The sequence below is a fragment of the Mycobacterium sp. 852013-51886_SCH5428379 genome (genome assembly GCF_001665575.1).
Lineage (GTDB): Bacteria > Actinomycetota > Actinomycetes > Mycobacteriales > Mycobacteriaceae > Mycobacterium.
On the sequence record NZ_LZSU01000003.1, the window covers coordinates 31,912 to 52,393 of the forward strand.

Sequence of the window (20,482 nt, forward strand, 5' to 3'; positions counted from 1 at the left end):
GTCTGTGCCGGTCAACGTGGGTATCACCGGCAGACGGTGTCGGCCGCGGCGTCGGGGGAGGTGTCGGTGTCGTGATCGGTTGGCTGGACAGGCTGCAGCAGCGCAGCCGCGCCGCCGGATACATCATCGCCGTCGTCTACAAGTACATCGACGATCAGGGCGGCTACCTCGCCGCGCTCATCACCTACTACGCCTTCGTCTCGCTCTTTCCGCTTCTGTTGCTGCTCACCACTGCCCTGGGCGTGGTGCTGGTCGGCCGGCCCGATCTGCAGGAGCAGGTGCTGCAGTCCACGATCAGCCAGTTCCCGGTGCTCGGCGAACAGCTCAAGGAGCCGCAGCAGCTCAGCGGCGGCGCGGTCGCGGTGGTGGTCGGCATCGTGGGTGCGCTATACGGCGGATCAGGTGTCGGCGTGGCCCTGCAGAACGCCATGGACACGGTGTGGGCGGTGCCGCGCAACAAGCGTCCCGACCCCATCCGGTCCCGGCTCCGCAGCCTGCTGCTCCTGCTGGTGCTGGGGTCGGCCGCCGTCACCGCGACGCTGCTGTCGGCGATCGGCCGAGCGGCGACCTCCCTGGGCTTCTTCGGCACCGCGGGCATCGTCGTGCTGACGATCCTGATCAACACCGGCATTGTGCTGGTCGCCTTCAAGGTGACCACGGCCCGGCACGTCACCTACCGCCAGGTGCTGCCCGGTGCGCTGGCGGCCGCGGTGCTCTGGCAGCTGCTGCAGTGGTTCGGCGCCGGGTACGTGGCCCGCACCGCCGCCTCCGCCAGCGCCACCAACACCGTGTTCGCCCTGGTGCTGGGTCTGCTCGCGTTCCTGTTCCTCATCTCGGTGAGCCTGGTGCTGTGCGCGGAGATGAACGTGGTCCGGGTGGACCGGTTGTATCCGCGGGCGTTGCTCACGCCGTTCACCGATGCGGTGGAACTCACCGCCGCGGACCGCAAGACGTATGCCCGCAAAGCGAAGGCCGAACAGGTCAAGGGGTTCCAGCACGTCGCCGTGACGTTCCGGGCGGATCCAGACGAGGACCCGGCCGGGGACTCACACCCCCAGCAGCGCCTCGATCCAGCTGCGCGCGAAGTAGACCACGAAGCCCGCGGTGACGATCCACAGCAGCGGACTGATCTCCCGGATCTTGCCGGCTCCGCTGCGCACCACCACCCAGGCGATGAAGCCCACCCCGATGCCGTTGGCGATGGAGTAGCTGAACGGCATGGTCCCGACGGTCAGGACGACCGGTAGCGCCACCGAGAACTCCGACAGGTCGATGTGACGCAGCTGGGCGACCATCATGGCGCCGACGATCACCAGCGCGGCCGCGGCGACCTCGGTCGGCACGATCGACGCCACCGGCGAGACGAACATCGCGGCCAGGAACAACGCGCCGGTCACCAGGTTGGCCAGACCCGTCCGTGCGCCCTCCTCGATACCCGCGCCGGACTCGATGAACACGGTGTTCGACGACGACGACGAGGCACCGCCGACGACGGCGCCCGCCCCCTCGACGACCAGGGCGGAGCGCAGCCGGGGGAACGTCCCCTTGTCGTCGGACAGCCCGGCCTCGCGCGACAGGCCGGTCATGGTGCCCATGGCGTCGAAGAAGTTCGCGAACACCAGCGTGAACACCAGCATGACCGCGGCGAGGATCCCGATCCGCGCGAAGCTGTTGGCCAGATCGAACTCGCCGACCAGGGACAGATCCGGCAGGGCGAACGGCGAACTCGGCAGCTGCGGGACCGACAGGCTCCAGCCGCCGGGTTTGTCCTGGGCCGACTCGAGATTCCAGATCGCCTCCACGACGACCGCGACGACGGTTCCGGCGACCAGCCCGATCAGGATGCCGCCCCGAACCCGGCGCGCCACCAGCACACCGGTGACCAGCAGGGTCAGGACGAAGATCGCCGTCGGCACCGTGGTGATCGACCCCAGCCCACCGGCGCCCAGCCCGACTGGGGGCGACGGCCGGCCGGTGGAACTGATGAACCCCGCGTCCACCAGTCCGATGAACAGGATGAACAGTCCGATACCCGCGGTGATGGCCAGCTTCAACTGCATCGGCACCGCGTCGAACACCAGCCGGCGCAGACCCGTCACCGCCAGCAGCACGATGATCAGACCGTTGATGACCACCAAGCCCATCGCCTCGGGCCAGGTCACCTCGTCGACCACGGTGGACGCCAGGAACGAGTTGATCCCCAGGCCCGCCGCGAACGCGAACGGCAGCCGCGCGATGAGCCCGAACAGAATCGTCATGACACCGGCGGCCAGCGCCGTCGTCGCCGACACCTGCGCGAATTCCAGCCGGTTGCCGTCGACGTCCGCCGTCCCCGAGAGGATGATCGGGTTCAGCACCACGATGTAGGCCATCGCGATGAACGTCACGACGCCGCCGCGCAATTCGGCACCGACGGTGGAGCCGCGCTCGGTGATCTCGAAGAAGCGGTCGAGGCGATTCATGCGTAGAACCTAAACTGTGCGCCCGCCGACGGCGAGTCATCACCCCCGCCCGGCATGCGTTCGGCACATTGGGACGGGTGACCACAGCGCGATCGGACGGCCCGGGGCTGCGGTTGGGCGCCGATCAGCTCACCGCCCTGGCGGCGGTGATCGAGTACGGCAGCTTCGATGCGGCGGCCGACCGGCTGCACGTCACGCCGTCGGCCGTCAGCCAGCGGATCAAGGCGCTCGAACAGCGGGTGGGTCAGGTGCTCGTCGTCCGCGAGAAACCCTGTCGGGCAACGGCGTCCGCGGCACCGCTGATCCGGTTGGCCGCGCAGTCCGCGCTGCTGGAGGCCGACGCGCTCGCAGAGCTGGGCGGCGGCGCCGAGGCTCGGCGCCCCCGGATCGCTGTCGCCGTGAACGCCGACTCCATGGCGACGTGGTTCGCCGACGTCCTGGCTGATCTGGACGGGGTGATGTGGGACGTGCGGATCGAGGATCAGGACCACTCCGCACAGCTGCTGCGTGAGGGCACCGTGATGGGTGCGGTGACCACCGAACGCACGGCGGTGCCGGGATGCCGGGTGCGCGGCCTCGGAGTGATGCGGTATCTGCCGGTGGCCTCTCCCGATTTCGTCGCGCGCCATCTACCCGACGGGTTCACCGTCGCTGCGGCGGCCCAGGCGTCGTCACTGGCGTGGAGCCGCGACGATGCTCTCCAAGATATGTTGGTGCGCAAGGTGTTCCGCCAGACGATCGACCGGCCGGTGCACTACATCCCGACGGCCGAGGGGTTCGGTGCCGCGGCGCTGGCCGGGCTGGGATGGGGGATGTACCCCGACGGGCTGGCGGCGGGCATGCTCGCCGATGGCTCGCTGGTGCGCATCGCCGACGTACATTTGGACGTCCCGCTGTACTGGCAGTGCTGGAAGCTGGACAGCCCGCTGCTCGAGCGCGTCACCGTCGCCGTCCGGTCCGCGGCGGGTCTGCTGGGACCGCGGGCTACAGCCGTCCCTTGAGGATGGCGTGCCAGTAGCTCTGCGGCAGCCCGTAGCGGTCGAATGCCCATGCCGGCCGGCGGGGTTTGAGCGGATCGATGAAAGAGGGCAATGAGGACGACACCGCACCGGTGCGGTCGAACTCGCCGGGGATGAGGTGGTGGGCGTCGGTCGCGACCGGGGCGACGGTGTAGCCGTCGTAATCCTGTAAATCCCGGCCGGCCCGGGCGGCGAGCAGGTTGTCGACCAGGATCTTGATCTGACGACGCAGCGCTCCGCCGGACGGGTCGGTGTCGACGGCCGCGGCGTCGCCGGCCGCCCAGATGTTCGGATGGGCACGATGTCGGAGGGTGCGCGGGTCGATGTCGATGAGGCCGTGCGGCTGGTCGCCGGTGAGCGCCGAGGTCTCCAGCCAGCGGGGGCCCCGGAAGGGTGGGACCAGGTGCAGCATGTCGTAGGGCAGCTGCTCGCTGTGGCCGTCGCGCCGGGTCACGATGATGCGCCGATCGGCGGGTTCCAACCCGGTCACCGCGGTGTCGAGCAGGACCCGGACCCCGATCTCCCGGAGGCAGTCGTCCACGCGCCTAGCGACATCGGGTGACGGCACCAGGTCGGGCCGGTCGACGACGAGGGTGATGTCGATGCGCTCGAGGCGATGGGTGCGTCGCCAGTGCGCGGCGGCCAGCAGCAGCGGCTTGATGGTGGTGCCGGTGCAGCTCACCGGCGGGCGGGGCACGGTGAACACGGCGCGCGAGCCGGGCGACAGGTCCCGCGTCAGCGTCCAGGTCGTCTCGGCCTGATTGGTGTAGTTGCTCGCCACCGCGGGGCTGTCGAGGGCGGTGTGGATACCCGGCAGCGCGTCGGTGTCGGGTACCAGACCCGGTCCCAGGATCAGGTCGGAGTAGCGGTAACTGCGTCCCGATACGCAGCGCACGGTGCGCGTCGCCGCGTCCACGGTCAGCGCGGAATCGTGCAACCACGTCGTCTTCGGCGGGGTGACCGACCGCTGTGTGCGCTCCGCCTCGCGCATCGGGGCCTGCCCGCCGCCCACATACGAGAGCAGGGGACGGTAGGTGTGCACGTGGTTCGGCTCGATCACCGCGGTACGGGTGATCCCACGGCGGTTGAGTCGCGCGGCGGCGCTGATGCCGGCGTTCCCCCCGCCGACGATCAGGACGTCGTAGAAGCCGTCGTTGCGGACGGTGGGGAAGGACATGCCCGTCCGTTACCCGGGCGCACCGGGGCCCAACCCTGCGATCCGGTGACAGCACCCGGCGCTGTACGTTGCGACGGTGAGTTCGCAGGATGAAGCATCGCAGCGCTGGTCGGAACGGCTCTGGCGGGACATCGAGCCGATCTACTCCGCGATCCTGGCCCATCCGTTCATCTCGGGTCTGGTCGACGGCACCCTCGACGAGGGGGTGTTCGGCCACTACGTCGCCCAGGACGTCCACTATCTGCGTGACTACGCCCGCGCACTCGCCGTCGTCGGGGCCAAGGCGCCCACCCTGGCCGACACCGCGATGTTCTCCCGGCATGCCGCCGAGGTGATGGACGTCGAACTCGAGCTGCACCGGACCCTGCTGCCGGAGTTGGGCCTGGACCCCGCGGCGATCGCCGCCGTACCCGTGGCTCCGACCACCCGCGCCTACACCAGTTATCTGCTCGCCACCGTCTACGGCGGCAGCTTCGTCGACGGTCTCGCCGCCATCCTGCCGTGCTACTGGATCTATGCGCGGGTCGGTGCGGATCTGGTGGCGCGCGGGTCGGCGGACCCGCGCTATCAGCGTTGGATCGACAGTTACGGCGGGGAGGAGTTCGCGGCCACCGTCGCCGAGGTGCTCGCGCTGACCGACCGGGTCGGCGAGACCCTCACCCCGGCCGACGAGGCCGCGGCCCGCGCCCACTTCGTCACCACATCGCGCTACGAATGGATGTTCTGGGATGCGGCGCAGCGTCGGGAGACCTGGCCGGTCTGACCCCGCCCCGACGGCCGGCGCGCGCCATGACGAGGATGGTGATGTGTCCGCTGAGATCCAGGCCAACGCCTCCGCCTTCGACAAGCCCGTCCACCGCTGGGAGGACATCCCCGGCTGGTTCGGCTGGCGCGCCGCCCAGGAGGAGGCCGTCGCCCACTTCACCGACGGTGCCCGGTTCGTCGAGGTCGGCAGCTATCTCGGTCGCAGCCTGTGCTCGCTGGCCGAGGTGGTGCGCGGATCCGGACGGTCGATCGCGGTCGTCGGCGTCGATACCTGCCAGGGCAGCGGCCCGGAGGGCAACCAGCAGGTCAACGCCCACGGCCCGGCCGTCGAATACGGCGGCGGCACGTTCGCGGGGCTGTTGCACCGCAATGTGCTCGCGTGCGGCTTCGCCGATCTGGTGCAGCTGCTGATCAGCGATTCTCTCGCCGCGGCAACGCTTTTCGCTGATGGTTCACTGGATTGGGTGCACATCGACGCCCGCCACGACTACGACAGCGTCCGCGCCGACATCGCAGCATGGGCGCCGAAGGTGCGGCCGGGCGGCTGGCTGTCGGGCGATGACTACCACCCCGAGTGGTGGCCGGGTGTGGTGGCGGCGGTCGCGGACGGTCTCCCTGACGCGGGGGAGTGGATTCCGGGCCAGTGGCGGTGGGTCAAACCCGGCGGCTGAGCGGTCAGATCTTCGGACCGGTGTCTACCACCTTGCGGGCCACGTCGATGACCTTGGTGTTGGACTCCTGGGACAGCCGCGTCATGAGGTCGAAGGCGCGGATCGCATCGATGCTGAAGCGCTCCATCAACATGCCTTTGGCCTGCCCGATGAGGTCGCGCGAGGCGAGTGCACTACGGAATTGATCGTCGCGCAGGGACACTGCCCACAGCACGGCGCTGTGCGTCGCGAAGATCGAGCCGAGCTCGACGGCGTCCTGGTCGAACGTGCCCGGCGTCGTCGAATACAGGTTGAGCGCGCCCATTGAGGTCCGGTGGGTGAACATCCGGAACGACAGGGACGACCGTATCGGCGTCTCGGCCAGCGCGGCCTGCCGGAACTGCGGCCATCGGTGGTCGTCGGCGAAGTCGTCGACCAGCACTGTGTCGAGTTCCCACGCCGCCGACAGGCAGGGGCCCTCGCCGTGCCGTTCCTGGATGCCGTCGATCCTGCGCGCGACTTCGTCGGTCGCTCCGATGGTGCGCACGGCTCGGCTGCTTTCGACCATCGTCATCCCGCCCGAATCCGCGCCGGGGACGTAGTCGACGGCCGCTCGGGTCATCTCGACCATCAGGGTCTCGATGTCGTCGACGTGTTCCCGGCTCAGCTCACGCACCATCTCGGCGAGCCGTAGATGCACCTGGTTCTGCTGCGACATCCGAACCTCGTCCTCGCGTCGCGTCGCGTCGCGTCTAGCTAATCACGCTGGGTGTCCCAGCCAAAGAATGCGAGGGTCGGGTCGTCCGACCGGAACGGCTCATCCGTTCCCCGGAATACCAGAAACGCCCGGCGCGTGGGCACCGGGCGTTGTGTTCTGGAGAATCAGCTCGAGATGGCCGTCATTGCCGGCAGGGAATGATGCCGACGCTTGAGTAGATAGCTGAGCCAGCGGACGTCGATGAGCATGGTGGTCCTTTCTGCGCCTCAGGCGGTCTTGGTCAGGAGGGGGAGCAGCCGGCGGCGTGCCAGGATGCCTTCGCTGAAGTGGTGCAGGGCCTCGGGCACCGAGTTCGTCACCGGCATCGCGTCGAGCCCGGCCGACGAGCGCATCGCCTGCAGAACCGGCTGGCTGCCGACCACCGACCACTCGACCTCGGCCGCCGCGCACTGCTCGTCGAGGTCGTAGAACATCGAGAGAGCCTCGGCGGCAAAGGAATTCACACCGCTGAGATCGAGGACGAACGGCTTCTCGGCCAGTACGAATCGCTTGGCGTATTCGGCGACACAGTCGACATTGGTGGAGTCGATGTCACCGCTGACCGTGACGACCGTGGCCAGCTGACGGCAGCGTGCCCGCATGCGGACGCCGTGGCAGTCGAAGGCCGGATTGCCGTAGTGGAAAGCAGCATCAGAAGCCTGTGAAGTCCTGGTGCGGGTGCTCGTGCGTGTCATGAGCGGCCTCCCTTCGGCGAATTCCCTTTTGCGATTCGGCGACTTCGTCACTGAATCTGACACCGAATTTAGGGCGGGAGATTAAGGCGGCTGGGTGGCTACCGCTAATGCTTTGATAAGAAAAGACATTCCCGGGACTCGTGATGCAATTGTTACCGCCCGGTAGCGCTGTTGTGGCCGGTCTCCGTCAGGGGTTGCGCGACTGCGCCCCTGAGTAGTTCTCCCAGGGGCTGTAATCGGCCAGCAGCGGCTCCTGGGAGGGCCGCTCGGCTTCGGGGACGTGCTGGAGATTGATCCGGATCCGGTACCAGATCGAGCTCGGACCCCGCATCCCGTCGACGAGGACGTCGACCGGTTCGAGCTTCGCCGCGGCCTGCGGATGGCGGCTGCGCCAGACGTCGAGTGCGGCCAGGGCCTCGTCCTTGGTCTTGGTGCGGGCGATCTCGATCAGCGGCATCACCGACCGGCGACGGCCGGTACCCGTGCCGTCCGCTTTGCGCGCCCCGCGCGGCGCCTTCTCCGCCGGGCCCTGCCGGTCGGCGAGGTCCAGCAGGGCGTCGAGGCTGCCGACGTGGTCGTCCATCGGCTCCCACGGATCGCCCAGTTCGGCGAAGCGGGTGGGCACGGTGTCGATCGTGAAGGCCTCCGGCCGGCAGCCTGGCACCTCGTCCCAGAACAGCGGTGTCGAGACCCGCGCGTCGGGCATCGCGCGCACCGAGTAGGCCGAGGCGACCGTACGGTCGAAGGCGTTCTGGTTGAAGTCCACGAACACCCCCTCGCGCTCCTCTTTCCACCAGCGGCTGGTGGCCAGGTCCGGTGCGCGGCGCTCGACCTCGCGGGCCACCGCCTGGGCCGCGAGACGGACGAACTTGAAGGGCCAGCGCGGCGCGATGCGGGTGTAGATGTGGAACCCCCGCGAACCCGACGTCTTCGGCCAGGCCGTCAGGCCATGGTCTTCGAGCACCGCGCGCGCCACCAGCGCCACGTCCAGGATCTGCTCCCAGGTGACGCCCGGCATCGGGTCGAGGTCGACACGCAGCTCGTCCGGATGGGCCAGGTCGCCGGAGCGCACCGGATGCGGGTTGAGGTCGACGCAGCCGATGTTGACCGCCCACGCCAGTCCGGCGGCGTCCCTGATGACGGCTTCCTTGGCCGAGGTGCCCGACGCGTATTTGAGTTCCGCGACGTCGACGTAGTCGGGCCGCTTCTGCGGGGCGCGCTTCTGGAACACCGCTTCCTCGGAGATGCCCTTGACGAAGCGCTTGAGGATCATCGGACGGTCGGCCACTCCGCGCAGCGCACCGTCGGCCACCGAGAGGTAGTACTCGATGAGATCGAGTTTCGTGACGCGGGTTTCACCGTCGATCACGACCTTGTCCGGATGCGTGACGGTCAGCTCGTGGCCGCCGATGTCCAGCGCTCTGGGTCCGGCCATGTCAGCAATGGTAGGGACTGGCGATACCCACCCGGCCTGCGGCGCGAGTCACATATTGTGGTGTCATGCCGAAACTCACCGATCTTTCGTTGCAGGCGGCCGAGAAGGCCAAGCAGTATCTCGACCGGGGTTCGGCCGAATTGCATTACGCCCGCAAGATGTTCGAAGCCGGCGCGCTCCAGATCGAACCGCCGCAGAACATGGCCGCCTTCGTCGCCGACATGCGCCGCTGGGGTGAGTTCGGCATGATCCCGGCGCTGAACGCGCGCCGCACACCCCACCGCGCCGCGGTCATCGACGACGACGGCGAGATGACCTACAAGGAACTCGACGACGCCGCCCACGCCGTCGCCAACGCGCTGCTGGAGAAGGGCGTCAAGGGTGGTGACGGCGTGGCGATCCTGGCCCGCAACCACCGGTGGTTCGTCGTCGCGGTGTACGGGGCCGCCCGCACCGGCGCCCGGATCATCCTGCTCAACAGCGAGTTCTCCGGGCCGCAGATCAAAGAGGTGTCCGAACGCGAGGGCGCCCGGCTGATCATCCACGACGACGAGTACAGCAAGGCGGTCTCGCAGGCTTCACCCGAGCTCGGGTTCCTGCGCGCGCTGCCCACGAACCCGGATAACGACGAGCCCTCCGAAAGCGACGCCGAGCCCCTAGCCTCCATCGTCGAGCGTGCCAGCTTCAAACCCGCCCCAAAGGTGACCAAGCATTCGTCGGTCATCATCCTCACCAGCGGCACCACCGGTACGCCCAAGGGGGCCAACCGGAAACCACCGCTGTCGCTGGCGCCGATCGGCGGCGTGCTCTCCCACGTCCCGTTCAAGTCGGGCGAGGTCACGCTGCTGCCCGCGCCGATGTTCCACGCACTGGGCTACCTGCACGCGACCATCGGGATGATGCTGGGGTCGACGCTCGTGCTGCGCCGGCGCTTCAAACCGGCCACCGTCCTCGCCGACATCGAAAAGCACAGGGCCACAGCGATGATCGTGGTGCCGGTGATGCTGTCACGCATCCTCGACCACATCGAGAAGATGGACTCCAAACCCGATCTGTCCTCGCTGCGCATCGTGTTCGTCTCGGGCTCGCAGCTCGGTGCGGAACTCGCGCAGCGGGCGATGAAGGACATCGGACCGGTGGTCTACAACCTCTACGGCTCCACCGAGATCGCCTTCGCCACCATCGCCCGGCCGGAGGATCTGGAGAAGAACCCGGCCACCGTCGGCCCCGTCGTCAAGGGGGTGCGGGTCAAGCTGTACGACGAGAACGGCAAAGAAGTGCCCAAGGGTGAGGTGGGCCGGATCTTCGTCGGCACCACGTTCCCGTTCGAGGGGTACACCGGCGGCGGGCACAAGCAGATCATCGACGGTCTGATGTCGTCGGGCGATGTCGGTTACTTCGACGAGCACGGGTTGCTGTACGTGTCGGGACGCGACGACGAGATGATCGTCTCCGGCGGCGAGAATGTGTTCCCCGCCGAGGTCGAGGACCTGATCAGCGGACATCCCGAGGTGGTCGAGGCGACCGCGCTGGGCGTGGAGGACAAGGAATGGGGCCACCGGCTGCGCGCCTTCGTCGTCAAGGCCGAGGGCGCCAGCATCGGCGAGGACGACATCAAGGCCTACGTCAAGGAGCACCTGGCCCGGTACAAGGTGCCGCGCGAGGTCATCTTCATCGACGAACTGCCCCGCAACCCCACCGGCAAGATCCTCAAGCGCGAGCTCCGTGAGATCGACGTCGACGGGGCCGAGAAGGGCACCGAGAAGGAATAGGCGGCTCCGCCCTGCTGTCGTAGCAGGGCATGAACATCGATCTCACCGGAAAGACCGCGCTCGTCACCGGCTCGACGCAGGGCATCGGCTTGGCGATCGCCGAGGGCCTCGCCGCGGCGGGCGCCCGCGTCGTGGTGAACGGCCGTAACCGCGACCGCGTGGACGCCGCTGTTGCCGGCCTGGACGGCGACGTGATCGGCATCGCCGCGGATGTGGCCACCGACGACGGGGTGGCCGACCTGGTGCGCGAGCTGCCCGACGTCGACATCCTGGTCAACAACCTCGGCATCTTCGGCGCAGTACCGGCGCGCGAGATCACCGACGACCAATGGCGCACCTATTTCGAGGTCAACGTCCTGGCCGCGGTCCGCCTGATCCGCAGCTACCTGCCGGGGATGGCCGACCGGGGCTGGGGCCGCGTGATCCAGATCGCCAGCGACTCGGCGATCGCCATTCCGCAGGAGATGATCCACTACGGCGTCTCCAAGACGGCGTTGCTCGCCGTGTCCCGCGGCTTCGCCAAAGACGCCGCGGGCACCGGAGTCACGGTGAACTCGGTGATCGCCGGACCGACGCACACCGCGGGTGTCGAGGACTTCGTCTATCAGCTGGTGGACCGCTCGCTGCCGTGGGACGAGGCGCAACGCGAGTTCATGCGTGCTCATCGGCCGCAGTCGCTGCTGCAGCGGCTCATCGAGCCCGAGGAGATCGCCAACATGGTGACCTACCTGGCGTCGCCGCTGGCGTCGGCGACGACCGGTGCCGCGGTGCGCGCCGACGGCGGCTACGTCGACTCGATCCTGCCCTAGGCCGTCAGCGCCGCCCCGGGCACCGATAGTCCCAGCAGGAACAGCGCGAACAGGAACCATCCCGCGCCCTGCCAGATCACCCACGTTCCGCCGGCCCTCCACACCCGGTAGGTGCGGATGAAGGCGCCGAGGCCACCGGCGAACAGGATCACGGGCACCAGGATGGCCGGGATCAGCGGGTGATCCCCGGGGATGACGAAGAAGCCCAACGCGACCCCCGCCAGGGCGACGAACGCGACGACGTAGCCCACCGCGGCCCGGAAGGCCTCCGGGTCATGCCACCGCTTCTCGACGTCGTTGGTCATGGGCAACGGTTTCCCGGCCGACGGGCGCTTATGCGCCGAAAGTACGGTTGTTGACGCGACACGCCGAGGATCGCGTCAACAAGCGGAGTGTCGGCGGGCCTACGGGTCGCGGGGCAGCCCCAGCAGCCGCTCGGCGATGATGTTCAGCTGCACCTCGGACGTGCCACCGTAGATCGTGGTGGCGCGGCTGCCCAGCAGATACTCCACCCACTTGCCCTGCAGTGACTTCGAATCGCCGATCGCGCCGTCGATCCCGAACGACGACACCGCGAACTCGGCGTAGCCCTGACCGGTGCGCATCGACAGCAGCTTGGAGATCGCCGCCGACGGCATGGCGTCGCCGCCGGCGAGGGTCAGCAGCGTCGAGCGCATGTTCATCAGCTTGGCGGCGTGGCCCTCGGCGATCAGCTGGCCGGCCCTGTTCTGGCCGATCTGGTCGAAGTGACCCTCGCGGACGAAATCCACGAAGCCGTCGAGGTTGGCCAGGAAGCCGGGCTCGCTGCTGCCGATCGAAACCCGTTCGGCGGTCAGGGTGTTGCGGCTGACCTCCCAGCCGCGGTCCACCTCGCCGAGCACCAGTTCGTCGGGCACGAAGACGTCGTCGATGAAGACGGTGTTGAACATGGCATTGCCGGTGAGTTCGCGCAGCGGCTTGACCTCGACGCCGTCGCTGTTCATGTCGAGCAGGAAGTAGGTGATCCCCTGATGTTTGGGAGCGTTTGGGTCCGTTCTGGCCAACAGGGCGCCCCACTGCGAGAACTGCGCCGCGGTGGTCCAGATCTTCTGCCCGGTGATGCGCCAGCCACCGTCAACCTTGGTGGCCTTGGTGGACAGGCCGGCCAGATCGGATCCGGCGCCGGGCTCGGAGAACAGCTGGCACCAGATCATCTCGCCGCGGAAGGTCGGCGGCAGGAAGCGCTGCTTCTGTTCGTCGGTGCCGAACGCCACGATCGACGGGATCAGCCAGGCCGCGATGCCCATTTGCGGTCGCTTGACCCGGCCCTCGCTGAACTCCTGCGCGATGATGATCTGCTCGATCGGGCTCGCGGCGCGGCCCCACGGTGTCGGCAGGTGCGGTTGAACCCAGCCGCCCTCGGCGATCGCGGTGAGGCGATCCTCGCGGGGCATCGCCTTGAGTGCGGCCACCTCCTGGCGGATCTCGTCGCGCAGCTTCTCGGTGTCCGGGTCGAGGTCGAGGTTCATCCGGCGCATCCCGGAGGTGGTGGCGGTGTCGACCACCTGCTGGGGATAGTCGGCGTGCCGGCCGAATGCGGCGTTCAGCGCGAGTGCCCGCCGGTAGTAGACGTTGGTGTCGTGCTCCCAGGTGAACCCGATGCCGCCGTGCACCTGGATGCACTCCTGCGCGCAGTGCTGGGCTGCGGCGGGAGCGAGTGTGGCAACGACGCCAGTCGCGAAATCGACTGCCGCGTCCGCGCTTTCGAAACCCTTCTCGACCGCCTCGTCGAGCGCACGGGCGGCGTCCCACACCGCGGCCGTGGCGCGCTCGGTGTCGGCCATCATCTCCGCGCACTTGTGCTTGATCGCCTGGAACTGCCCGATCGGACGGCCGAACTGTTCGCGGATCTTCGCGTAGGCCGACGCCTCGTCGGTCGACCAGCGGGCGACACCGACGCACTCCGCGGACAGCAGCGTGGTGATCACGGCGCGTGCCGCGGCCGCCGTCAGATTGCCCAGCACCCGGTCGCCGGCGACCTCGACGGCGTTGGCCCGCACGTGGGCGATCGGGCGCAGCAGGTCGACGGAGGTGACGGGTTCGATCTCGAGCTGATCGGCGTCCATGACGACCCAGCCGAGACCGGATTCGAGGCCCGCCACGGGGAGGACCAGCAGCGCGGCCTGGCCGGCGGACATGACCGACCGGGCCTCACCGCGGACGAGGTAGCCGTCGCCGTGCCGGGTGGCGGCGAGGTCCGACTCCAAGGCGTAGGTCGCGATGGCCGCGCCTGACGCCAGATCGGAGAGCAGCGCGGAGTTCGGATCGTCGGCGGCGATCAGCGCGCTGGCGATCGCCGACGGCACGAAGGGCCCCGGGACGGCGCCGTAGCCGAATTCGGCCAGGACGATGGCCAGTTCGAGGAAGCCGAAGCCTTGTCCGCCCACGGACTCCGCGAGGTGCACACCGGTCAGTCCCTGCTCGGCGGCGGCCCTCCAGTACGGCGGCGGGTTGGGCACGGGGGTCTCGAGCGCTTCGTGCAGCACCTCCGACGGCGCGACGCGCGCCACGAGGCTGCGCACCGAATCGGCCAGGTCGTTGTGCTCTTCGGTGATGGCGATGGGCATAGCGGCGTTGCCTCCCTAATAACCGGTCGGTTGGGAGCCAATGTACCCGCGGCGGTCAGCGCCACCTCTTGGCGATCCACCGCGCGATCATGTCGGCCTGTTCGCTGCGGGCGCCGGGAGTCGTGAAGTAGTGGTCGGTGTCGATACTGCGCTGGGTCTTGTCCGCGCAGCTCAGCGCGTTGCTGATCCGTTCGGCGTCCGACGGGAACACCCCGGTGTCCTGGTCGGCCGTGATGACCAGTGCGGGACACCGGATGCGGGCGAGATGCGGTTCTGCGCGCGTCTGTGCGCGGCGCAGGCTCCACATGCCCAGCCAGTTCCAGAGCGTGCACGCTGCGGCGATGCCGTGCGCGGAGCGGTTCGCGTTCTTCGGCGCCCCGACGTAGCAGGTGTTGGCGGGCCGTCTGGATGGTTCCAGGGTGGAGTCCATCATCCGCAGATCGGCCCAGGTTCGCAGCACCGTGAACGGCCGGTCGGAGAATCCCGCCGCTCGGACGCGGGTCAGTTCGGCCTCCGCCCAGTCGGTGATGGCGTGGTTGCGCGCGATCTGCGCCGCGCGGTAGCGGTCGACGAACTCGGCGGAGTACGGCGGACCGTTGCGCTCGTCGAACGGGTCGAGCGCCGGGTCGGTGGCGACGGGGTCGGTCTCGTCGGTCACCGACGCGTCCATCCAGGCGGTCAGCACGTCGGGCCGGCCAGGGTGCGCCGCGCTGGCGATGTAGCCGTCGGCGGGTGGCAGGTCGCCCAGTCCGGCAGCCGGGCGCATACCTGGCATCGGCTGCACGTGTTTGTCGCAGGCTTGCGCCTGATACGCCGCCATCAGTGAACCGCCGCCCGAATTACCCAGCAGCACAACGGTGTCGATGTTCTGCACCTCGCGCAGCCACCGGACGCCGACGCCGATGTCGACGAGTGCGTGGTCGAGCAGGAAGCTGCTCTCGAAGCCGCGGAAGCGGGTATTCCAGCCGAGGAACCCGATGCCGCGGGTGGCCAGGTAATCGGCGAGATAGTGCTCGCTGAAGTCGATCTGATAGTGGCTGGCGATGATCGCCACCTTGGGGCGACGGCCGACGCCGCGGTAGTAGATGCCCTGGCACGGATGACCACCCGATCCCGCACGGCGGGCGCTGGTCGAATCCAGACCCACGAATTCTCTTAGGACCCCAGGGCTTTGGGTGGTGGACGCGGTTCTGCTCATAAAGCTCCGGCACTCGTCGGCGGCTGGCTGCACCGATCTCAGATTGTAGGAGCAGCGTGCCCGCGCCGGTCGGGTTTCGGCCCAATGGTTGCTGGAAGTCACCCACCCCGACTTTTGGCAAACGACTGTCGAGGCGTTGCTGGAGACATCTGCCAGGCATTTAGCCGACGGGGGTCTTCGGTAGCTATTTCGGGAATCGTTTGTCGTAATCCCCTGTCGGGAGCGGTAATCGATGCTTGAGCAGCTCGGGCGAGGTCACCGAGACGGTCAATTACTGACGACTTCGACAATTTGCCTGCGGGGGGCAAGTTAGACGGCCTACATTGCCCACTGATGCCAGTGGGCCGACCACGTTGACCGTGGTGCAGGGCTTACCGGCGTCGCATTCCGGCGACGATCGAACCCGTGAGGATTCCAAGATGAGTGTGCCCGCGCGACGCGTCCACCAGAACCATCCTTCCGAGGGTTATGCCCGCTATGTCGGAAGGGTCGGCGCCCTGGCGGTCGCACTCGGGGTCGGGATGGCGATCACGTCGGCGCACGGTGTCGGTCTGGCCCACGCCGACCCGGGGGCCATCTCGGTCGACCGGTCAGATTCCGGAAACACCTCCGGCGCAACAGCATCGGAAGGCTCGCGCGCGTCGGACAACGCGGGAACGAGGGATGTCGGCGAGTCACCGTCACGCACCACGGCCCTGCCGTCCGACGAGGAGGCGCCGTCCGACCGCCTTGTCGAATCCCGCGTGCGCCGCGGCGGTTCGGCAGGCGCCACGCATGGACTGGACGCCACGGCGCTTGATTCCGGTGCACTCGACGACGCTGCCGTCGAACGGATTCGGCCGTTCGTCTTTCTTGACGCGCCGATCCGGGGCAGGGAGCCGCGGGCTACGGTCACCGCCGGCGAATCAGACACCCGGGAGCTACCGGGTGGGTTCGCTGAAAGCCGGCTGAAAGACGCGGGACGAGGCCCGTCGACCGGCGTCGAGACGGCCCGTCTGGCCGACGGCCGAGAGTGGCTCACCTCGTGGCGGTCATCGCCGGCCGCGGAGCGGGGGAGGGCGCTGTCGACGTGGGCAGCGTCGCCGGTGGCGACGACACCGGATGCGGCGTTCGAGGCGACCGCCCCGGTGACGTCGTTCGTCAGCGCCGTTCTCACGCCTTTCGTCGGTGTCGCGGGACGTACCGCGCCCGCCCAGCCGCTGTCGGTCTGGACGATGCTGAACCTCCTCGGTCGGGAGATGCAGCGCACCTGGTTCAACCGCCGTCCGCAGATCAGGGACCAGCATCATCACGTCGAACTCGGCGATGCGCGCGATGTCAGCCAACGCATCCCGCTCGGCGGCTTCGACCCCGACGGTGATGTGTTGCAGTACTCGGTTGCCGAGCGTGGGGAGGCGGGTGGCCCGCGGTTCGGCACGGTCACCATCGATCAGGCGACGGGTACCTACACCTACGATCCGGACGACAGTTTCGCGCGGTCCGGTGGAACCGACACCTTCGTCGTCCGGTTGGCCGATTCCTCCCCGCGGCCCCTGCACCGACTCCTCGCCTTGCTCCGCGGCGGAAACACCGACTTCGCCGTCGTCAACGTCACGGTGGCCCCGGTCCGGACCCCGCCTCCGCCCGTGAACACGCCGCCCGTGAAACCGCCGCCCGTGGATCCGCCGCCTGCCGACCTGGCGCCGGTGGCCATCCCCGACAGCTTCCGGATGGATGAGAACACTTCGCTGACCGGCAATGTGCTCACCAACGACATCGACCAGACGCCCGACGACGACACCGCTCTGACAGTCGAAATGGCCGCCGGCCCCACCCACGGCTCGCTGACGCTCAACAAAGACGGGTCGTTCACCTACAAGCCCGACGCGAACTTCAGTGGACGGGACTCCTTCGATTACCGGGTCGTCCATGGCTCGGTCGTCGGCAACGTCACGACCGCCACCATCATCGTCGCGGCGCCCGTCGATGCTCTGGTGGTGGAGTTGCCCGCCGGCGGTGGCGTCACCGGTGCCGAGGATTCGGCGATCGCGTTGGGGATCGCGGTGTCGACTCGAGATCCGGAGGAGGTGGTGACGGTCACCATCCAGGGTGTCCCGGACGGGGCGGTGCTGTCGTCGGGCGCGGACAACGGTGACGGCAGCTGGACGTTGGATCGTGCTGATCTCGCGGGTCTGACGGTGACGCCGCCCGTGGATTTCGCGGGGTCGTTCGATCTAACGGTGACCGCAGTCGGCGCCGACGGGTCAGCGGAGGCAGCCGTGCTCACGGTGACGGTGGAGCCGGTCACCGATCCGCCGGCGCTGGAACTGCCGGCCGGTCAAGTGGTGATCGGGCGGGAGGATTCGGCGATCGCACTGGGCATCAACGTCTCGAGCGGTGATTCCGATGAGACGGTGACGGTCCGGATCGAGGGCGTCCCGGAGGGCGCGGTCCTGTCGGCAGGCGCCGACAACGGTGACGGCACGTGGACGTTGACGGCGGCGGAGGCGGCCAACGTGTCGATCAGTCCGGCCCAGGATTATTTCGGGACTTTCACCTTGGCGATCACCGCCACGGCTACCGATTCGAGCGGCGCGGTCGCCTCCACCGCCGCATCGTTGGTGGTCGATGTCGTCAACGTGGGCGATATCCCGCAGTTGCAACTGCCGGGTGATGAGAATCAGATCGTCACCGGTCGAGAGGGGGCTCCTCTGGACATCGGTTTTGCCGTCGTGACACCTGATGTCGGCTCGGACGTCACGATCACCATCGGCGAGGTGCCCGCCGATGCGGTGTTGTCGGCGGGGATCGACAACGGTGATGGCACATGGACTTTGACGGCTGATGAGGCGGCCGACCTGTCGATCACCATGCCCGAGGACTACTCCGGCTGGTTCGGTCTGACGATCTTTGCGGAGGTTCGTGACGCGGCGGGTGAGGGCGGCTCCATCTTCACGTCCCTGGTCGTGGACTTCAGGCCGGTTGCGGATGTGCCGGCGGTGGAGCTGCCCGACGGTGGACTGGTGACCGGGGCGGAAGACACCTCGATTGCGTTGGGGCTCAACGTGTCGAGCCCCGATCCGGACGAGTCGGTGGCAGTCTTCATCGCCGGTGTCCCGGTCGGGGCGAAGCTGTCCCGGGGATCCGATCAGGGCGACGGCACGTGGCTCGTCGAAGCCCATGACTTGAGCAACCTCACCATCACCCCGCCCGCCGACAGCGCCGACGACTTCATCCTGACCATCTGGGCCGTGGCCACCGAGGGCGGCCAATCGATGGAGTCGGTACCGATGCGCCTGCGTGTGACCGTGAACGCGGTGGCGGACGCGTCAACCGCATGGGGGCAAGACGTCAGGGCAGGCTTCGGTGACCCGATCGGACTCGTCGTCGGTGGCCAACTCGCCGACACCGACGGATCGGAGACGCTCACCTATCGCATATCGGGTGTGCCCGACGGGTTCAGCCTGAACCAGGGAATCAACAACGGCGACAACTCCTGGACGTTGCGTCAGGAGCAGTTGGCCGATCTGCGGCTCGTCGCACCGCACCGCTTCCAGGGGTCGCTTGCGCTCAACGTCACCCCGGTGGCACACGACGAGGACGGTTCGACGGCCGCGGGCGAAGGTTCGTTCTTCGTCGTGACCATCGGCGCCGGCGGCCCGCACGTCGACATCGAGGCCTTGCGGCGGCCGGGCGCTATCGGTGTCGGCGTCATCGTGGACGGGGTGGAAGTCGACTCGCTGGCCTCATCCGGTGAGCTCGGGACGCCGGAGGGTGTGTTCGTCCGAGAGGGTGGACAGATCGACGGAGACGCACTGCTGGACCGTCTGCGCACTTCGGTGGGCCTGCTGATGTCCGGGTTCGAGCTGTCCGGTCTGCCCGACGGCACCATCGTGAACGGCACCACGGTCACCAACGGCCGGTGGATGAGTGGTGGAATCCTGGGTCTGCCGACGGACGGGACGCTCGACATCGTCCTGCCTCCCGATGCCGATGCGGATTTCTTGCTCCGCGTCACCACGTTCGGGCTCCTGGGGATGCCGACGACGGTGGTGACGACGCCGGTGACGGTGATGGCATCCGCCGACCCGGTCGCGAAGGCCCGCAGCGTGGCCGTCGACCGGGGTGACGGCACCGTCGCTCTGAACATCGACGGGGAGCTGACCGACACCGACGGTTCGGAGACTTTGAGCTACCTCATCAGTGGCGTACCGGCCGGCTTCCGCTTCAACCAGGGCATCGACAACGGCAACGGGACGTGGAGTCTGACGGCGGAAGATCGGGCCGGCCTGGTTCTGACGCCGCCGGCGGACTGGGCGGGACCGTACTCCGTCAAAGTGGTCGTGTCGCACATCGTGACCGAGCGAGAAGGAGATCAGGCTGTCGTCCAGACGGGCGCGTCGGTGACCGTCTCCGGCGCCCGCTCGGAGACCAAACGGGACCTGTAGACCGCTCAGTACAGGCGCGGATCCGACAGCTGGCCGATCATGGCCGTGAGCTGGTCGACGAGCTGGTCCTTGTCGAGCGCGACGTCGCCTGCCAGCCACGCGCTGATCGTCTGGGCCACACCGCCGACGACGAAGTGCGCGGCCGCCGTGATCCGCGGGGTCGGGCTCTGCTGGAGCGCGGTGCTGGCGTGTCGGCCCGACAGCATCGCGAACAGCGCTCCCGACTCGGCCCGTTTGCGCATGACGACCGCGTTGGACAGTTTGGAGCTGAACAGCAGCCGTCCGACGCGCGGATCGTCGGCCACGGTGCGCACGATGTCGGTCATCACGGCGCGGATGCGATGCCGCGGTTCGGCGGATGCGGCCGCGGCCTGGGTGGTGCCGGCGATGCCACCGATCACCCAGTCGAAGACTGCGGCCACGAATTCGTCCTTGTCCGCGAAGGCTTCATAGAAGTAGCGCACGGTGACACCGGCCTGGCGGCAGATGGCGCGCACGGTCAACTCGGCAGGTCCTTCGAGGATGTCGTGTTCGGGGGAGCCGAGAAGCTCCAGTCCGGCCTCCAGGAACCGCATGCGGCGGTGCGCGGCGCGCTCGGGCGCCTCGACGCCGCGGTAGGGCCGGACCTGTGCCATCAGTCCATCTTGCTTGACAGCCCTTCGCGCTACAGTGGACGATCAGGAAACATTCGTTCTCACTTTTGCTCCCGA

The 20,482-nt window shown here is 68.2% G+C and carries 15 protein-coding genes and 1 pseudogene; 7 read left to right on the plus strand and 9 right to left on the minus strand.

The features are described from left to right. Positions 1-71: 71 nt before the first annotated feature. The gene (locus tag A5757_RS23545; RefSeq protein ID WP_197497216.1) at positions 72-1,247 is read left to right on the plus strand and encodes a YihY/virulence factor BrkB family protein; all 1,176 of its coding nucleotides are present in this window, start codon (positions 72-74) and stop codon (positions 1,245-1,247) included. A 33-nt stretch (positions 1,248-1,280) separates the two neighbouring features. Here the strand turns inward: A5757_RS23545 and A5757_RS23550 are convergent. Beyond that, a pseudogene (locus tag A5757_RS23550) lies at positions 1,281-2,462 on the minus strand (NCS2 family permease); the annotation flags it as partial. Between the two features lie 107 nt (positions 2,463-2,569). Here A5757_RS23550 and A5757_RS00365 point away from each other — a divergent pair. Further along, complete coding sequence (locus tag A5757_RS00365; protein WP_066828026.1) at positions 2,570-3,463, plus strand: LysR family transcriptional regulator ArgP; 894 nt, start codon at positions 2,570-2,572, stop codon at positions 3,461-3,463. Here the strand turns inward: A5757_RS00365 and A5757_RS00370 are convergent. Beyond that, the gene (locus A5757_RS00370; RefSeq protein ID WP_066827964.1) at positions 3,447-4,658 is read right to left on the minus strand and encodes an NAD(P)/FAD-dependent oxidoreductase; all 1,212 of its coding nucleotides are present in this window, start codon (positions 4,656-4,658) and stop codon (positions 3,447-3,449) included. The two genes, A5757_RS00365 and A5757_RS00370, sit on opposite strands and share 17 nt — an antisense overlap. A 76-nt stretch (positions 4,659-4,734) precedes the next feature. Between A5757_RS00370 and tenA the strand changes: the two genes are divergently transcribed. Both tenA and A5757_RS00380 read left to right on the plus strand, forming a co-directional pair. Further along, on the plus strand, positions 4,735-5,421 hold the full coding sequence (gene tenA / locus A5757_RS00375) for a thiaminase II (protein ID WP_066827965.1): 687 nt from the start codon (positions 4,735-4,737) through the stop codon (positions 5,419-5,421). A gap of 43 nt (positions 5,422-5,464) precedes the next feature. Further along, a complete protein-coding gene (locus A5757_RS00380; protein ID WP_231983841.1) occupies positions 5,465-6,094 on the plus strand; it encodes a class I SAM-dependent methyltransferase in 630 nt (209 codons plus the stop codon). A gap of 4 nt (positions 6,095-6,098) precedes the next feature. Here A5757_RS00380 and A5757_RS00385 read toward each other — a convergent pair whose 3' ends face one another. From A5757_RS00385 to A5757_RS00395, 3 genes are all read right to left on the minus strand, one after another. Further along, positions 6,099-6,791 (minus strand): GAF and ANTAR domain-containing protein, encoded by a 693-nt coding sequence (locus A5757_RS00385; protein ID WP_066827966.1) that lies wholly within the window; start codon positions 6,789-6,791, stop codon positions 6,099-6,101. Between the two features lie 266 nt (positions 6,792-7,057). After that, the gene (locus tag A5757_RS00390; protein ID WP_066827967.1) at positions 7,058-7,525 is read right to left on the minus strand and encodes an STAS domain-containing protein; all 468 of its coding nucleotides are present in this window, start codon (positions 7,523-7,525) and stop codon (positions 7,058-7,060) included. A 187-nt stretch (positions 7,526-7,712) separates the two neighbouring features. After that, entirely contained in the window at positions 7,713-8,960 is a 1,248-nt protein-coding gene (locus tag A5757_RS00395) for a DNA polymerase domain-containing protein (protein ID WP_066827970.1), read from the minus strand. A gap of 65 nt (positions 8,961-9,025) precedes the next feature. Between A5757_RS00395 and fadD2 the strand changes: the two genes are divergently transcribed. Beyond that, positions 9,026-10,732 (plus strand): long-chain-fatty-acid--CoA ligase FadD2, encoded by a 1,707-nt coding sequence (gene fadD2 / locus A5757_RS00400; protein ID WP_066827971.1) that lies wholly within the window; start codon positions 9,026-9,028, stop codon positions 10,730-10,732. Between the two features lie 29 nt (positions 10,733-10,761). Then, entirely contained in the window at positions 10,762-11,541 is a 780-nt protein-coding gene (locus tag A5757_RS00405) for an SDR family NAD(P)-dependent oxidoreductase (protein WP_066827972.1), read from the plus strand. Here A5757_RS00405 and A5757_RS00410 read toward each other — a convergent pair. The 3 genes from A5757_RS00410 to A5757_RS00420 all read right to left on the minus strand — a co-directional run bounded on the left by A5757_RS00410 (position 11,538) and on the right by A5757_RS00420 (position 15,345). Then, positions 11,538-11,846, minus strand: a complete 309-nt coding sequence (locus tag A5757_RS00410; RefSeq protein ID WP_066827974.1) for a hypothetical protein — start codon at positions 11,844-11,846, stop codon at positions 11,538-11,540. The two genes, A5757_RS00405 and A5757_RS00410, sit on opposite strands and share 4 nt — an antisense overlap. Positions 11,847-11,945: 99 nt before the next feature. Beyond that, a complete protein-coding gene (locus A5757_RS00415) occupies positions 11,946-14,147 on the minus strand; it encodes an acyl-CoA dehydrogenase (RefSeq protein WP_066827976.1) in 2,202 nt (733 codons plus the stop codon). A gap of 55 nt (positions 14,148-14,202) precedes the next feature. Continuing rightward, on the minus strand, positions 14,203-15,345 hold the full coding sequence (locus tag A5757_RS00420) for an alpha/beta hydrolase (protein WP_066827977.1): 1,143 nt from the start codon (positions 15,343-15,345) through the stop codon (positions 14,203-14,205). 419 nt (positions 15,346-15,764) lie between these two features. Here A5757_RS00420 and A5757_RS00425 point away from each other — a divergent pair, with 419 nt between their 5' ends. After that, the gene (locus A5757_RS00425; RefSeq protein WP_156618070.1) at positions 15,765-19,772 is read left to right on the plus strand and encodes an Ig-like domain-containing protein; all 4,008 of its coding nucleotides are present in this window, start codon (positions 15,765-15,767) and stop codon (positions 19,770-19,772) included. Between the two features lie 5 nt (positions 19,773-19,777). Here the strand turns inward: A5757_RS00425 and A5757_RS00430 are convergent, their stop codons facing one another. Then, entirely contained in the window at positions 19,778-20,407 is a 630-nt protein-coding gene (locus A5757_RS00430; RefSeq protein WP_066827980.1) for a TetR/AcrR family transcriptional regulator, read from the minus strand. Positions 20,408-20,482: the final 75 nt, after the last annotated feature.

Excerpts from the sequence above, each read along its gene's own strand:
- A5757_RS00405 (WP_066827972.1), top strand. The coding sequence starts at position 10,762 with ATGAACATCGATCTCACCGGAAAGACCGCGCTCGTCACCGGCTCGACG.
- fadD2 (WP_066827971.1), top strand. The coding sequence starts at position 9,026 with ATGCCGAAACTCACCGATCTTTCGTTGCAGGCGGCCGAGAAGGCCAAG.
- A5757_RS00415 (WP_066827976.1), bottom strand. The coding sequence starts at position 14,147 with ATGCCCATCGCCATCACCGAAGAGCACAACGACCTGGCCGATTCGGTG.
- A5757_RS00370 (WP_066827964.1), bottom strand. The coding sequence starts at position 4,658 with ATGTCCTTCCCCACCGTCCGCAACGACGGCTTCTACGACGTCCTGATC.
- A5757_RS00425 (WP_156618070.1), top strand. The coding sequence starts at position 15,765 with ATGAGTGTGCCCGCGCGACGCGTCCACCAGAACCATCCTTCCGAGGGT.
- A5757_RS00430 (WP_066827980.1), bottom strand. The coding sequence starts at position 20,407 with ATGGCACAGGTCCGGCCCTACCGCGGCGTCGAGGCGCCCGAGCGCGCC.
- A5757_RS00385 (WP_066827966.1), bottom strand. The coding sequence starts at position 6,791 with ATGTCGCAGCAGAACCAGGTGCATCTACGGCTCGCCGAGATGGTGCGT.
- A5757_RS00420 (WP_066827977.1), bottom strand. The coding sequence starts at position 15,345 with ATGAGCAGAACCGCGTCCACCACCCAAAGCCCTGGGGTCCTAAGAGAA.
- A5757_RS00390 (WP_066827967.1), bottom strand. The coding sequence starts at position 7,525 with ATGACACGCACGAGCACCCGCACCAGGACTTCACAGGCTTCTGATGCT.
- A5757_RS00395 (WP_066827970.1), bottom strand. The coding sequence starts at position 8,960 with ATGGCCGGACCCAGAGCGCTGGACATCGGCGGCCACGAGCTGACCGTC.
- A5757_RS00410 (WP_066827974.1), bottom strand. The coding sequence starts at position 11,846 with ATGACCAACGACGTCGAGAAGCGGTGGCATGACCCGGAGGCCTTCCGG.